The sequence below is a fragment of the Corallococcus exercitus genome (assembly GCF_042231735.1).
Taxonomy (GTDB): Bacteria; Myxococcota; Myxococcia; order Myxococcales; family Myxococcaceae; genus Corallococcus; species Corallococcus exercitus_B.
The window spans coordinates 310,998-325,331 of record NZ_CP102577.1 but is presented as its reverse complement, the minus strand read 5'-3'; the positions used below and the strand labels follow the sequence as shown (position 1 = coordinate 325,331).

The 14,334-nt window shown below is 69.3% G+C and carries 13 protein-coding genes; 6 read left to right on the top strand and 7 right to left on the bottom strand.

Features of this window, described 5'->3' with window-relative positions:
* Positions 1-57: 57 nt before the first annotated feature.
* The 5 genes from exoE to NR792_RS01395 all read right to left on the bottom strand — a co-directional run bounded on the left by exoE (position 58) and on the right by NR792_RS01395 (position 5,555).
* Positions 58-1,425 carry a polyisoprenyl-phosphate hexose-1-phosphate transferase ExoE gene (gene exoE, locus NR792_RS01415; protein WP_375758280.1) on the bottom strand — a complete coding sequence of 456 codons (1,368 nt, stop codon included), beginning with the start codon at positions 1,423-1,425 and terminating at the stop codon, positions 58-60.
* 112 nt (positions 1,426-1,537) lie between these two features.
* Positions 1,538-2,275, bottom strand: a complete 738-nt coding sequence (locus tag NR792_RS01410; RefSeq protein WP_375758279.1) for a CpsD/CapB family tyrosine-protein kinase — start codon at positions 2,273-2,275, stop codon at positions 1,538-1,540.
* 36 nt (positions 2,276-2,311) lie between these two features.
* Entirely contained in the window at positions 2,312-3,721 is a 1,410-nt protein-coding gene (locus NR792_RS01405) for a GumC family protein (protein WP_375758278.1), read from the bottom strand.
* Between the two features lie 35 nt (positions 3,722-3,756).
* Positions 3,757-4,923, bottom strand: coding sequence for a hypothetical protein (locus NR792_RS01400; protein WP_375761558.1), 1,167 nt, complete (start codon positions 4,921-4,923; stop codon positions 3,757-3,759).
* A 62-nt stretch (positions 4,924-4,985) separates the two neighbouring features.
* Positions 4,986-5,555 (bottom strand): polysaccharide biosynthesis/export family protein, encoded by a 570-nt coding sequence (locus NR792_RS01395; protein ID WP_375758277.1) that lies wholly within the window; start codon positions 5,553-5,555, stop codon positions 4,986-4,988.
* 408 nt (positions 5,556-5,963) lie between these two features.
* On the opposite strand from NR792_RS01395, the gene NR792_RS01390 reads away from it, so the two are divergent.
* Entirely contained in the window at positions 5,964-6,155 is a 192-nt protein-coding gene (locus tag NR792_RS01390) for a hypothetical protein (protein ID WP_375758276.1), read from the top strand.
* 131 nt (positions 6,156-6,286) lie between these two features.
* Here the strand turns inward: NR792_RS01390 and NR792_RS01385 are convergent, their stop codons facing one another.
* Entirely contained in the window at positions 6,287-7,840 is a 1,554-nt protein-coding gene (locus tag NR792_RS01385; RefSeq protein ID WP_375758275.1) for a phospholipase D-like domain-containing protein, read from the bottom strand.
* A 389-nt stretch (positions 7,841-8,229) separates the two neighbouring features.
* Between NR792_RS01385 and NR792_RS01380 the strand changes: the two genes are divergently transcribed.
* The gene (locus NR792_RS01380) at positions 8,230-10,263 is read left to right on the top strand and encodes an amylo-alpha-1,6-glucosidase (RefSeq protein WP_375758274.1); all 2,034 of its coding nucleotides are present in this window, start codon (positions 8,230-8,232) and stop codon (positions 10,261-10,263) included.
* On the opposite strand, the gene NR792_RS01375 is transcribed toward NR792_RS01380, so the two are convergent.
* Positions 10,264-11,097: a tetratricopeptide repeat protein gene (locus NR792_RS01375; RefSeq protein WP_375758273.1), complete on the bottom strand. Its 834-nt coding sequence runs from the start codon at positions 11,095-11,097 to the stop codon at positions 10,264-10,266.
* Positions 11,098-11,112: 15 nt separating this feature from the next.
* On the opposite strand from NR792_RS01375, the gene NR792_RS01370 reads away from it, so the two are divergent.
* From NR792_RS01370 to NR792_RS01355, 4 genes are all read left to right on the top strand, one after another.
* Positions 11,113-12,120, top strand: a complete 1,008-nt coding sequence (locus NR792_RS01370) for a WD40 repeat domain-containing protein (protein ID WP_375758272.1) — start codon at positions 11,113-11,115, stop codon at positions 12,118-12,120.
* A 194-nt stretch (positions 12,121-12,314) separates the two neighbouring features.
* Positions 12,315-13,226: a hypothetical protein gene (locus NR792_RS01365; RefSeq protein WP_375758271.1), complete on the top strand. Its 912-nt coding sequence runs from the start codon at positions 12,315-12,317 to the stop codon at positions 13,224-13,226.
* A 16-nt stretch (positions 13,227-13,242) separates the two neighbouring features.
* Positions 13,243-13,719: an EVE domain-containing protein gene (locus tag NR792_RS01360; RefSeq protein WP_375758270.1), complete on the top strand. Its 477-nt coding sequence runs from the start codon at positions 13,243-13,245 to the stop codon at positions 13,717-13,719.
* A complete protein-coding gene (locus NR792_RS01355) occupies positions 13,716-14,306 on the top strand; it encodes a DUF4291 domain-containing protein (protein WP_375758269.1) in 591 nt (196 codons plus the stop codon). The genes NR792_RS01360 and NR792_RS01355 overlap by 4 nt, the downstream gene beginning before the upstream one ends.
* The last annotated feature ends 28 nt before the right edge of the window (positions 14,307-14,334 follow it).

Genomic DNA, 14,334 nt, shown 5'->3' with positions numbered 1-14,334 from the left:
GCCTCCCCCGACAACCGGAGGCCGCGGATGGTCTCAATCACTCACTACTGAACCAGGCTACCGGGCACCCCGCCCCAACAGCACGTGCCGGACCGTGTGGAAGATAATGCCGACGTCCAGGAACAACGACCCGTTCTTCACATAGTAGAGGTCGAACTCCAGCTTGTTGCGCGCGTCCTCCACCGAGGCCCCGTAGGGGTAGCGGATCTGCGCCCAGCCCGTGATGCCCGGCTTCACCGCCTCGCGCAGGCCGTAGAACGGAATCTGCTGCTTGAGCTGCTCGGTGAACACCGGACGCTCCGGACGCGGGCCCACGAAGCTCATGTGGCCCAGCAGCACGTTGAACACCTGGGGAATCTCGTCGATGCGCGTCTTGCGGATGAACTTGCCCACCCGCGTGACGCGGTCGTCGTTGGAGCGCGCCCACACCGCGCCGTTCTTCTCCGCGTCGGTGCGCATGCTGCGGAACTTCCAGAGCGGATACGAGCGGCCGCCCAGGCCCACGCGGTCCTGCCGGTAGAAGACGGGGCCCTTGGAGTCCAGCTTGATGGCCAGCGCCACCAGCACCAGGAAGGGCGAGGCCAGCAGCAGCAGGAGCGACGCCACCGCCACGTCGAACACGCGCTTGAAGGCCCGGCGCAGCGGCGACACCGTCATCTCATCCGCGAAGGCGAAGTCGCTGGCGCGCAGGAACTGCACCGGGATGCGGCGCAGCACGCGCTCGCAGAAGCCCGCCGCATCGTACACCCGCCGCCCGTCCAGCCGGCAGCGCAGGAGCGAGTCCACCCAGTTGGCGCCGCGCATGTCATCCGCGGCCTGCACCACGTAGGAGGCGTTGAGGCGGGACGCCATCGCGTCCAGCGGCTCCTCCACCTTGCGCGGGTCCACCAGGGCCACCACGCGGAAGGACCCCTCGCCGCCGTCTTCAATGGCGCTCGCCACCGCGCGGGCCTTGAGGCCGTCACCGACGACGAGCACCGCGTCGGGTTCACCCACCAGCGCCCGGATGGAGACGCGCACCACCAGGGTGCCGGCCAGGGCGCCCATCGCGCCGCCCAAGAGCGTCCCGGGAGGCAGCACCACCGGCAGGGCCAGCGGCAGGAGCAGCATCACCCCGCCCGCCACCATCGCGGTGACGCCCGCGGCCTTGAGGAAGCGGTAGCCGCGCGTGCGGTCCTCGGCGGCGATGCGAAGGTCGTACAGGTCCAACAGGTACAGCGTGAACTGGAAGGTGACGACGAAGGCCAGGCCCAGTCCCACCAGCGTCGGCCACATCGTGGCGAACGGGGGCTGGGAACCCAGGGGCGCGAAGAGGGCCGCGCAGGCCGCGGCACCCGCGACACAGGCCAGCGCGATCGCCGACGACTCGGCGAGGAAGAACGTCAACTTCTTGGCTGAAAAGTAGTGATGGAAAACGCGAAGCACGTGACTCCTCCAACCCCGACCCGCCGCCGCTCCAGGCCCCCCGCCCTTCGCACCTCATCGGTGCGAGGAGCGGGTCGGGCCCTGAAAACACTCCACCTCGACTGCCTGCCTGCTACTTCTTCACGTAGTTCTTCAGGTACGGGGTCGCGTTCACTTCCGCGCCGTTGAGCACGCAGCCCACCAGCGCCGCGCCCGCCAGCTGCTCCACCGCCTGGTTCACCACCTTGGAGGGGGTGACGTTGGCGCGGATGACCATCAGCACGCCGTCCATCTGGTGGCCGAGGATGGCCGCGTCCGCGAACGGCAGCGTGGGCGGCAGGTCCACGTACACCTCGTCGAAGCCCTCGCGCACCGCCTTGAGGAACTGCTTCATGCGGGTGCTGGCCAGCACCTGGGTGCTCTCCTCCGGCGTGGCGCCGGCGGGGATGACCGCCAGCCGCGTGGAGTTGAAGCGGCGCACCACGTCGCGCACGTCGCACTCACCGGCCAAGAGCTCCGCCAGGCCCTGCTTGTTGCGCATGCCCAGCGTGGGGGCCACCTGCCCCCGGCGCAGGTCCGCGTCCACCAGCAGGATGCGGCGCTCCGGGTTCGCCCGGGCGGCGGCCAGGGCCAGGTTCACGCTCGTCACCGTCTTGCCCTCGCCGGGCATCGCGGAGGTGAGCGCCACCACCTTCATCGGGCGCTGCTCGCGCATCCGCTCCAGGCGGTAGTACAGGGTGCGGTACTGCTCGGCGGCCGCGGAAGCAGGGGCCGTGAGCGTCACCACCCGGCGGTCCACCGCGTTGCTGGAAGCCGCGCTGTCATCCACGCGGGGGAGGAAGTTACCGGCCCGCTCCATCGTCGAGTCCATCTGAGTTCTCCAATCCTTTCCGTAAGAGGGCGGCAATTAATTCAGGGTCGTGGGCGAGGAGACGCTGTTCTTGCTCCCAGCCATCGGCATCAAGATCCGCTTCTCCGTCTTGCCCTGCATGTTCGGGACCACCGCCAGGACAGGGAGCGTGATGCGCTCACGGACCTCGGTGCCGTCGCGCAGGCTGTCGTCGCGCATCTCGAGCACGGTGCCGGTGAGGACACCCAGGGCCAGGGCCACCAGAGCGGCGATGAGCAGGCCGCTCATGCGGTCCGGGCGGGCCGGGGAGGAAGGCACCCCGGCGGGCGAGATGACGTTGAACAGGCTCTTGGCGCTCTTGGCCTCCAGCTCCTGGGCGATCTCCGCCTCCACCTTGCGGCTGACCACGCTCTGGTACTTGGTGCGGGCGATTTCGTAGTCCCGGTTCATGACCGCCAGCTCCTGGGCCCAGCGCGGGGTGTTGTTCAGCCGCGCCTGGTACGCCTCGGCCTGCTTCTGGAGGTCCACGATGTCCTTCTGGATGTTGGTGATGAGCTGGGCCACGCGGGTGCGCTCGTTGCGCTCGGCGTACATGCGGCCTTCGGCGTCCTTGCGCTGGGCGCTGATGTCACCCAGCTCGCGCTCCATCCGCTTCACTTCCGGGTGGTCCGGCGTCCACTGCGTCTTGGCCTGCGTGAGGGTGCGGGACAGGCCGCTCTCCGTGGCCTCCAGCCGGCCGGCCTCGCTGTCCGCGGCGTTGCGGGCGCGGGCCAGGTCGGAGCGGCGCGCTTCAGCGGAGCGCAGCTCCTCGGACTTCGTCTGCAGCTGGGCGCTGATGCGCTCCAGGCCGCGCATGTTCATCTCCATCTGCTCGGGCAGCTCGCCCAGGTGGTCCACCTTGAACCTGGCGATCTTGCTCTCCCAGGAGGACACGGCCTTGCCCATGGCGACCATCTCCTCGGTGAAGAGGTCGGTGGCGCGGGCCGCCTGCGTCTGGCGGATCTTCAGCGTCTCCTCGGAGAAGATGGCCGGCAGCCGGTTGGCCACCTGCGCCACCACCTGCGGGTCGCGGCCCGCGTAGGTGAGCTCGAAGGCCGTCTCACCCTCGACGCGCACGGTGAGGTCCTTGCGCATCTGCTCCACCGCCGCCTCGACGCCCTTCTCGGACACGAGCTCCGGGTAGAGGTTCATCTCCTCGATGGCCTTCTGGAGCACCGGCCGCGCCAGGAGCTCCTGGCGGACGGTGACCAGCCGCTGCTCGATGAGCTCGCTCACCGTGCGCTGGACCATCTCCTCGCCGGGGCGCTGCGGCTCCACACGCACCACCACCGACGCTTCATAAATGCTCGGCCGGGTCATCACGATGGCCGCGCCCAACACGAAGATTGCTGCAGCGATCGCCCCCACCAGGGCCTTGCGGCGCCACAGGGCCGAAAGCAACTGGTCCGCCGTCATCCCACGCTCCATGATCCGCTCCTCCACCTTGAACTCCCGAAAGTTGCCTACCAAGCTGTCATGACCAGACGGAGGGCGAACACGTTGCGTGTCAGGTCCCCCGCCCCAGCGACATCCGCCGCACCCACCTGCGCGATGCGGTCGAACGCCCCCTGCAGCGCCAGCTTCCGGCTCAGCCGGTACTCGACGCCTCCACCCACCGCATAGCCCTGCGACACGTTCGTGGTGTTGCGCCACTCCGTGTAGTTCTCACCGGGCGCCGTCCCGTTCCGGAAGAAGCTGGCCGCCCCGAAGGCCGACAGCTTCTGGGTGAAACGGTGCGCCCCCATCACCGACGCGTAGTCCGCCCACACCGCGCCGGAAAAACCGCTCGCGCCCACCAGGTCGTGACCCACGGCGAAGCCGAAGTCGCTGCGCTCGCCCTCACGCACCACTTCCAGGGCCACGCGGGGCAGCCACCCGCCGCGCGACGCGTCCGACGGCAGGTAGCGCACCGGCCCGCCCCGGAGGGTGAGCGTGGTGGGCCGCGTCAGCCGGTAGCGCAGGGCCGCGGAAGCGCCGTGCGCCTGGCTGTAGTCGGCGTCGTACAGGAAGCCCTGGTAGCGGTACTCGGCGCCCAGGGACAGCCGGCGCGTGGTGCGGTACCACAGCTCCACCGACGGGGTGTGCGCGTAGCCCGCCACCCGTCCCGGCTCGATGATGCGCGTCGCTTCGAACGCGTAGTTGCCGCGCACATCCATGCGCTCCGTGACGCGCCCCGTGAGCCCCACCTTCGTCTGTGCATAGAAGGTGGGCGCCGTGGAGCGCGCCAGGCCGTCACGCGGCAGCGACGTGGGGTCGGTGACGCGGAACACCCTGGCGCTGGCGTCCAGCCGCAGCCGGCGGGACAGCACGTCCCGGAAGCCGATGCCGGCGCGGTGGTCCACCGTCGTCTTGCCGGAGCCGTGCCGCGCGAGCAGGTCCGTGGCGTAGAACGAGTCGAGCGTCAGCCGCTCGTTCTTCACGTCCAGGCCCACCCGCGGGGACAGCTTCGTCATGAACTGTCCGTTGGTTCCACCCGACCCCAGACGGATGTCGTTGTCGAAGCGCTCCTCCGCCGTCAGGCGCAGCCGCGGCTCCAGGATGGTGGCCGCCTGCGCGGCCGGCGCGGCGATGAGACAGCCTGCAATCACTGCCCGCTTCCAGTTGCCCCTCACCGCCGCCCTCCCGTCCATACCCACGCCCACGTTCGCTGATTCCGGATGTCTGTCTTTTTTGTCTTCGCGCCCGCCCCGCCTCACGGGACGACGACGGTGTCACCCGGCCGCAGGATGACGTTCTCGCCGTCGGGGGAGACCAGGTCGCTGTAGCGCACCGGGATCTGCCCGCCCTTGCCGTCCGTGCGGATGACGACGATGCCGTCGGAGTTGGCGAAGTCCGTGAAGCCGCCCGCCAGCGCGATGGCCTGCAGCAGCGACACGCGGCCGCGCAGCGGGTAGGCGCCCGGGTGGGCCACTTCCCCCGTCACGAAGACGCGGCTGCTGTTGACCTCGCGGACGATGACCGTCACGCGCGGCTCCTGCACGTACGGCTGGAGGCCCGACTTGAGCGCCTCCGCCAGCTCCGTGGGCGTCTTGCCCGCGGCCTGGATCTCACCCACCATCGGGATGGAGATGAAACCGTCGGGACGCACCGGCACCGTGCGCGACAGCTCCTGGTCACGCCAGACGCTCACGTCGAGCACGTCCTCGCGGCCGATGCGGTAGGGCTGCTCCGCGTTGTCGACCTTCAGCGTCTGCTGGTGAGCACAACCCGACAGGAGGAGCATCCCCATCACCGTCCAGAACCCCGTGCGCCGCATTCCCATCTTCCGCTCTCCTTCGTTCGACTGATGTCCGCGCGGGCCACCGTTCACACGCCCTGAAGGGCCGGGTGGCTCGCTTCTGGCGGAGGCTCTTAGCAGCGCGTGTGCCAGCGACCGGGGAGAGGGAAAACCCTTGGAATGCAGTGGGTTACGGCGTGCCACATCAGGCGCACATGGGCGCATCCGGGAAAAATTCCGGTCCCACCCCGGTGTTCTCCCCTGTGCTTTCTGCCGATCGCTTCCACGGGGTGGAAGAGGATTGCCCAACGTGCGCCCCGCACCTTCCACTTCATCTCCCACTCCCTCTGGGGCCCCCGTGCCAACGCCCTGGCACGCGCCTTGAAGAAGGGTTTGGGCGTCGAACAGCGGTAGTGGTTCAGGGGTCCAATTCAGTCCAGAGGGGGACAGCGGATGGGCAAGGTGGCAGGGGCGGTGGGGGTGGTCTTCATGCTCGGAACCAGCATCGTGGGGCTGATGGGGGCCTCGATGAGCAACGGCATCGAAGCGGGCGTGCTGGGCATGGTCGGCCTGGCCCTGTACGGGGGCAGCGCGCTCCTGAATGGCAAGGCGGCGGAGCCCGCGGGCGTCGCGAAGCAGGCCTAGCGCCGCGCAAGCCGAAGGCTGAAACGCTGTAAGGATTCACGGGCCTTCGGGCCGGATCAGCGAAGAGGGAAGCCAGACTTCCCCCGCTCCCGGCCCGTGGGCCCTTGTCATGTCCGGCCCTCCCCTTCTCTTCAGGGCTGGTGCGGCCCGGCTTCCGGCGCGCGGGGGGCAGGAGCCTCCGGGAGGGCGCGAGGCTCCGCGGCGGGCAGCGGCGGCACCTCGTGCTCCGGCAGCGGCAGCGGTTCGGTGCCCCGGGCTTCCTGGCGGCGCAGGCGCACGGCCCGGCTCCACAGGGCGATGCCGGCCCACGCGCAGATGAGCGCCACCGGCACGGCCACGGCATGGGGCCAGTAGAGCGCCACGCCCGCGAGCACCAGGGGCACCACGCCCGCGCCGAAGACGACCTTGGATTCAGTGCGGCCCAGCTCGCGGTGGTTGGTGACGGCGGCGCCCACGGTGTTGCCCAGGCGCACCGCGCCCGCGGCCGCGCGGCTCATGCTGCCCCGCCCGCCGGGAGCCCCCCGCTGCGAGCGCGGCAGCGGAGACGCGGCCCTCAAGCGCCGCGCCTTGCCGCTGAGCACCACCTCCGTCGCGTGCTCCAGGTCCTGGAGGTACATGTCCTCCATGCACTGGGCGAAGGGCGCGTTCTCCACGGCGACATCGATTTCGGAGTTGCCCAGCCAGCTGGCGGGGTTGAGGTTGGAGGAACCGACGCGCGCCCAGGTGCCATCCGCCACGGCCGTCTTGGCGTGGAGCATGGTGCCATTCCATTCATAGACGCGGATGCCGGCCTCCAGCAGGGGGCGGTAGCCGGCCTGGGTGAGCGGGCGCAGCGCGGGGATGTCGCTGCTGCCGGGCACGAGCAGCCGCACGTCCACGCCGTCGCGCGACGCGGCCCGGAGCGCCTGGACATAGGTGGCGGTGCCCACGAAGTACGCGTCGGTGAGCCACAGCCGCTTGCGCGCGAGCGACGCGATGAGCTGGTCCACGCGGAACAAACCCGCGCTCCAGGGCACCCCGGCCACCACGCGCAGGGACACGTCGCCCATGGGCGTGGAGGCCCGGGCGGAGAGGCAGCCCTCTTCATCCAGGGGAGGCCCCACGGTGCTCCAGCCTTGAGCGAAGGCGCGCACGAGGTCCGCCACGGCGGGGCCGCGGATCTCCAGGCCGGTGTCGCGCCACGGGGCCACGCCCTTTCGCGCGTCGCCCACCCACTTGTGGCTCACGCACAGGCCGGAGACGAAGCCCACCTCGCCGTCCACGGTGAGCGTCTTCCGGTGGTTGCGGCCCAACCACGCCAGGGGCCGGTCGAACTGGAAGGGATTGAAGCAGCGCACCTCCACGCCCGCGTCGCGCAGGGAGCGCCAGTAGTGGTGGGACGCGGGGCCCAGGCAGCCCAGCCAGTCATAGAGGACGCGGACCTGCACGCCGTCGCGAGCACGGACGGCCAGCGCCTCCGCGAAGCCGCGGCCCACTTCATCATCTTCAATGATGTAGTTCTCGAAGAGGATGGAGCGCTCTGCCTGCTGGATGGCGCGCAGCCACGCGGGGTAGTTCTCGCGCGCGTCGCGCAGCAGCTTCACGTCGTTGCCCGGCACGAGCGGTGCGCCGGCGGCGCGGGAGAAGACCTGCTCGGCCAGCCCGTGCTGGCGGCCGCTGATGCCCGCTGACTTCACGATGGCCACGCCGTGTCTCCTCGGGAAATCGGTGCACACCCGAAGGCTCTGGGTGAGGTGCGGCCCCAGGGGGTCCGTCGCAAGGGTTCCAGGGACCGGGGTTCCGGCGCGCTCGCGATGGAGGCGAGGGCCTGGCCGTCCGGCTGTCCTCCCCTCCCTCCTTCCTACCCTCCCCACACGGCTCCACCCAAGCCGCGTGTTCGGGATTCGCTCCCGGCGGGCATGAAGGCGGGCGGCCGGTGCGCCTCCACCTGGGCACGAACAGACGGCCGTTCGTTGTTGTCCAGTGACCAGGCCCGAGACTGCGCAATGGGCACGCCTCCGATTCCGGAGGATGGACGATGGCCGTTGCCCGGACAGACCGCGCTCGTGTCGACGAGCGAGGAGGAGACGAAGGCGTGAATGCACCTGCCCCTGCCCTGCCCCGCTTGTCGTTCGACTTCCCGGACGGCGCCGACTTCCGCACCGGCGTGTCCCACGAGTGGCTGCTGACCAACGGCCGCGGGGGCTATGCCTCCAGCACGGTGGTGGGCTGCAACACGCGCCGCTACCACGGCCTCTTCATCCCCACGCTGGAGAAGCTGGGCCGCACGGTGCTGATGGCGCGGCTGGAGGAGACGGCGCTGGTGGACGGGGAGCGCTACCGGCTCGCCTGCGAGGAGCACGCGGACGGCAGCGCGCGGGAGGATGGCGCGAGGCACCTGCGGCGCTTCCACCTGGAGGGGCTGATGCCCGTCTGGGAGTTCGCGGTGGGACGCGCGCGGCTGCGCCGGCGCTGCGTGATGGTGCACGGCGAGGACACGGTGTTCCTCGAGTGGCGGCACCTGTCTGGCCCGGAGGTGACGCTGCACCTGCGGCCGTTCCCGGTGCTGCGCCCGCACGACGGGCCCCTGTTGAAGGACGCGGGAGAGCCCATCGTCACGCTGCGTGGCCCGCTGGTGGAGCTGCGCAACGGCGAGGACGGTCCCCGGCAGCGGATGCGGCTGTATTCGGAGGGGCCCACTCCGTTCGTGAGCCTGGAGGAGACGTCGAAGCCGCAGCACCTGCGGCTGGAGAAGGCGCGCGGGTATGACTTCACGGAGGTGCAGCGCTCGCCGGGCTACTTCACCGCGACGTTGAAGCCCGGGGGCACTTTGTATTTCGGGCTCACGACGGAGAAGCCGGTCCACCTGCTGGAGCGGAAGCCCGCGGAGGTCTTCGAGCGGGAGCTGCTACGGCAGCAGCGACTGCTGGAGCAGGCCCCGGAGCATGGGCGGACAGGAGTGCCGGCGCGGCTGGTGCTGGCGGCGGACCAGTTCATCATTGATCCGCCAAGGCCGGCGGACGCCGCGTGGGCGCGGTCGATGGGCCTGGAGGCGAGGAGCGTCATCGCGGGCTACCCGTGGTTCACGGACTGGGGCCGGGACACGATGATCAGCCTGGACGGGCTGACGCTGGCCACGGGGCGCTACCGCGAGGCGGCGGCCATCCTGCGCACGTTCGAGCACTACGTGCGGGACGGGCTGATTCCGAACTACTTCCCGGACGGGGAGAACGAGGGCGTCTACCACACGGCGGACGCGACACTCTGGTTCTTCCACGCGGTGGACCGCTACCTGGAGGAGACGGGAGACGAGTCCCTGCTGCGCGACCTGTTCCCGACGTTGCAGGACATCGTGGCGCACCACCAGAAGGGCACGCGCTTCCACATCGGCGTGGACCCGGCGGACGGGCTCCTGCGGCAGGGACAGGAGGGCTATCAGCTCACCTGGATGGACGCGAAGGTGGACGGCTGGGTGGTGACGCCGCGCCGGGGCAAGGCGGTGGAGATCAACGCGCTCTGGTTCAATGCCTTGCGCCTGATGGCGGGCTGGGCGGAGCGGCTGGGCCAGGACGCGGGCCCGTACCGGGGCGCGGCGGAGCGGGCGCAGGGCAGCTTCAACCAGCGCTTCTGGAACGAAGCGGGCGGCTGCCTCTACGACGTGGTGGACGGAGAGGACGGCCGTGAGGACGCGAGCGTGCGGCCGAACCAGGTCTTCGCCATCTCCCTGAAGCACCCGGTGTTGCAGCGCGAGCGGTGGGCTCGGGTGCTGGAGGTGGTGCGCAGGGAGCTGGTGACGCCGGTGGGGCTGCGCAGCCTGGCGCCGGGGAGCAAGGACTACAAGCCGACGTACGACGGAGACCTGCGCACCCGGGACGCGGCCTATCACCAGGGCACGGTGTGGGGCTGGCTGATTGGCCATTATGTAGACGCGACGTTGAAGGTGGCCCCGGACCTGAAGGCCGCGAGGGCTCTGCTTGTTGGAATGGAGGCCCACCTGTCACACGCGGGCATCGGGCAGATTTCTGAAATCTTCGACGCGACGGAGCCCTACCGCCCGCGAGGCTGCTTCGCCCAGGCCTGGAGCGTGGCGGAGGCGCTGCGGGTGTTCAGCAAGACGAACGTGGGGTGATCAGGCTTTCTGGAGCTTCCGCAGCCATCTGGCGGCCCTCGCATGTCCCAGGCTCGCGGCATCACGGAAGTGCCGCGAGGCTCGCGCCTTGGATTGGGGAACGCCCAGGCCTTGCGCGAACATCTGTCCCAGGCTGAAGGATGCCTTGGCATTCCCTTGCTTCGCCGCCCGGCGATACCAGCCAAAGGCACGCATGGCGTCTGGAGGAACGCCATTGCCATTGAGATGGTTGTAGCCCAGGGCCAGCTGGGCATCCACGTCGCCGCCCTTCGCGGCCATTTCGTAATACGCAGTGGCTCGCTTCAGGTTCTTGCGGACGCCCATTCCAAACTCATACGCCAGACCGACGTTGTATGCCGGAATCGGGTGCCCTTGCCGTGCGAGCTTCCGGTAGATCCGGATCGCCTCCTTCTGGCGGTGGGCCTCGGGGCCCCCGAGCAGCAGATGCGCCAGACTTCCCTCGGCGACGGAGCACCCCAGGGCGACGGCCCGGCGATACCAGGCCTCCGCGAGGCCTTTGTTCTTCCGGACTCCCGTTCCGTGGTCATAGGCGAGGCCCAGGTTGAACGCCGCGACGTCGTCCCCCAGCGCGGCTGCCCTTTCGGTCCACATCCGGGAACGCTTCGGGTTACGCCGGACACCGTCTCCAGAGAGGAGATGGAGGCCCACGTTCGTCATGGCCTCCATCTTCCCTAGGCGCGCCGCCGCGAGATAGGCCTCGAAGAGGGCCTCGCGGTCGTCAGGCCGCGTCTCCTCGAGCGTCCACGCCCTGCCCATGGCTGCGTCCGCCAGGGACCTGACGGTTAGCGTCTTCCTTCCCACGTGCGTTTCCATTCCGGCCTACACGACATGAGCCCGACGGACCTGACCCATGCAGTCATCACCCCGGCCAACGCGGCCGGCCTGAAGCGTGTGCGGCAACTGGGCCCTTCACGAATCGAACTGGGCTGGGGCCAGACCCTCGGTTTCGACCCGCTGGGCACCCGGTTGCTCTCGATAGACAAGCTGAACACACCCTACCGCTTGCGGTGGTGGAATCTGGAGACGGCATCGGACGTCCCCGCTGGCTCGGTCGAATTGAAACTGGAGCCCAGTGTGGCCTTTCTCTCGAGCGCGGACCTCATCGTGGCCGGGGGACCGCCGGTCGGCGAGGCCGCGACACCCTGGCGCCCGAGACTCCTCTCCTTGTCCACGACGGACGGTTCGCTCTGGCGTGAGGACACCCTTCCCTCTCCTGTCTCCGGCTTGGGCGCGTCCAGGGACGGCACGTTGCTGGTCATCCTGGAACGTGACGGGGCCTGGCTATGGGACGTGAGGTCCTGGAAACAGATTCGCGACCTGCCTGGGATCGAGGGGGACTTCACCGTGAAGGAGTGTGCCTTCTCCCGGGACTCACGGTTCGCGGCATCGGTGATTTCGCATCATGACCAGGGGCACGAGTGTCTCTACCTCTGGGACCTGACGACGAACGCCCAGCCGTGGCATCTGCCCATTGAACAGCTGCCGTTCGTGTGGAGCGTTGCATTCCATCCCACCCAGCCGCTCCTCGTCGTCGGAGGAAACGCAAGCGAGGTCCTGGTCGTGGATGTGAATGAACGGCGCATCCTGAAATCGATCCCCCACTGCCAATACGCGAGCAATCTCGATTTCAGTCTGGACGGGACATTGCTTGTCGAATCGGGCGACGGCCGTGGCTTCGCGGTCCACCACTTCGATACCGGCGAGGTGTTGTTCAGCCACTCAGACGATGAAGACCTCCAGACGAGTGACGCTGTCTTCTCACCCGACGGTCGCTTCATCGCCTGGGGCCAGGGGGACGGAACCGTGGGGCTGTGGGGCGTGAGCCCCGTGCCTTGACGCTCCAAAACCGGGCGTGACATGACTCCCAGAAGTAGCTCGGACGCCACTTCTGGGGGGAAGCCGTGCGCCAATGTGAGTTCCCTGCTCTCCGAATCAGGTCCCCCGCCGACGAGTGACACCCTGCTCGGTGCGCAGGAGGCCCCGCCCCTTCCAGCCCCGGAAGAGGTCCTGAAGACGCTCAGGAGGACACCATGCTCCGCCTCATCCGCCCCATCACCGAGGGCTACGCGCTGGAAGCACTCGGCATCCTGCTCGCGGTCCTCTTCGTGCGGTGGGTGTTCTCCGTCCTCTCCGCGCCCGCGGCCGGACACGCCCCACCGGAGCCCAACGACCCCGCTGGCTCACCGGGCTACGCGAAGGTGGCCCTGGGGCTTCTCGCGGCGGTGCTCGTGCTGTGGGGTGTGCTGTCCGCGCTCAGCAACAGCGATGACAGCGATGGCCGTCCCGAGGGCGGCCTCCTCCACGTCGTGGCCACGGGCCAGCAACCTGACCGCGACGTCGTCCTGCGCGTGGATGACCAGCCCGTGGCACCGGTGCTCCACGTCGACCATCACCTCGCGTTTCCGGTCCCCAGCGGCCGACATGCGGTCTTCCTGAAGGACTCGGCCGTCGAGGGTTCCCGCGACTTCGAGGTCGATATCCGCGAGGGCGACGCCCTCATGCTCTCCGTCCATCCAGACCTTTGCACCGTGCAGATCGGCATGTCGGCCCTCACCTACGGCCGTCCCTCGCGCTCCACGCCGACCCCGCTGGACGGCGTCGTCATCCGGACCCTGCCCGTGGTGGGGGTGTTCACCCGGACGGAGCTCCCCATGCCGCTTTCTTCGGGAGACTTCCTCTCCTTCAACGAGCTGCCGGATGCACTCTCCCCGGGGCTGAAAGCCCGCATCCTGATTCCCCTTCCCTGCTCCATGACCCAAGACGACCGGACCATCTGGGCCGAGGTGCGCAAACGCTTCCCCGGACTCGACGACGCGGCCCGGCGTGTGGGCTACACGGATGCGGATCCCACGCGGCGTGAAGTCGCCTTCATGGACGAGGAGCGGGTCTTCGAGCTCTTCAAGCAACAAGGCGCGGCCCAGGCGCGCGAGACGCCTCCCTGAGCTAGGGTGCGCCGCCATGGCGACTGCGCGGTACTGGTTGATCAAGAGCGAGCCCTCCGTCTACGCGTACGCGAAGCTGGAGGAGGACGGCAGGACGGAGTGGACGGGCGTGCGCAACTTCGAGGCACGCAACAACCTGCGGGCCATGACGCCCGGGGACCTGTGCCTCTACTACCACTCCAATGAGGACAAGGCCGTCGTCGGCGTGGCGTGCGTCCTCTCCAAGCCGGGCCCGGACCCCACCGCCCCCGGCGAGGACTGGGCTTCCGTGGACGTGGGCCCCGTCGTCGCCTTCACCACGCCCGTGACGCTCGCCACCATCAAGGCCACGCCCGCGCTCAAGGACTTCCCGCTGCTCACCCGCAGCCGCCTCAGCGTGACGCCCACCCCCGCCGAGCACTTCGAGCTCGTCCTGAAGATGGGCAAGACGAAGCTTCCCAAGACCGCCGCGTCAAAGCCCAAGCCGAAAGCCAGGCCCAGAGCCCGCCCATGAGCGCAGCCCGCGAAGTCCGCGCCGACTTCGACCGCGCGACCATCGTGATGTACCAGGCCTATTCCGACGCCATCGCGGACGTGGCCGTGAAGCAGCAGAAGTTCGGCCCGCCGTTCTCCGTGGGCCGGATGACGTGGATCAAACCCAGCCTCCTGTGGCTCATGCACCGCTCCAACTTTGGACGGAAGAGCGGCCAGGAGCGCACGCTCGCGGTCCGCATCAAGCGCTCCGGCTGGGAGGAGGCGCTGGGCTCCGCCGTCCTCACCGGCTACGAGCCGAAGGCCCACGGCTCCCCGGACGCGTGGCGCAAGGCCTTCGAGTCCGCGCCCGTCCACGTCCAGTGGGACCCAGAGCGCACGCTGCGCGGCGCGGGCCTGCCCCACGACAGCATCCAGGTGGGCCTGAGCCGCGCCGTCATCCAGCGCTTCGTGGAGGACTGGACCGTGTCCATCACCGACCTCACGCCCCTGGTCCAGAAGCTGCGCAAGCACCTGGACGACGGCCGCGCGGACCAGGCCACGCGCCTCTTGCCGAAGGAGTCCGTCTACCCGGTGCCCCCGGAGCTCGCCCGGCGCCTGGGAATGTGAAGGGCCCTCCAGAGAAGTCCGCTCCTCC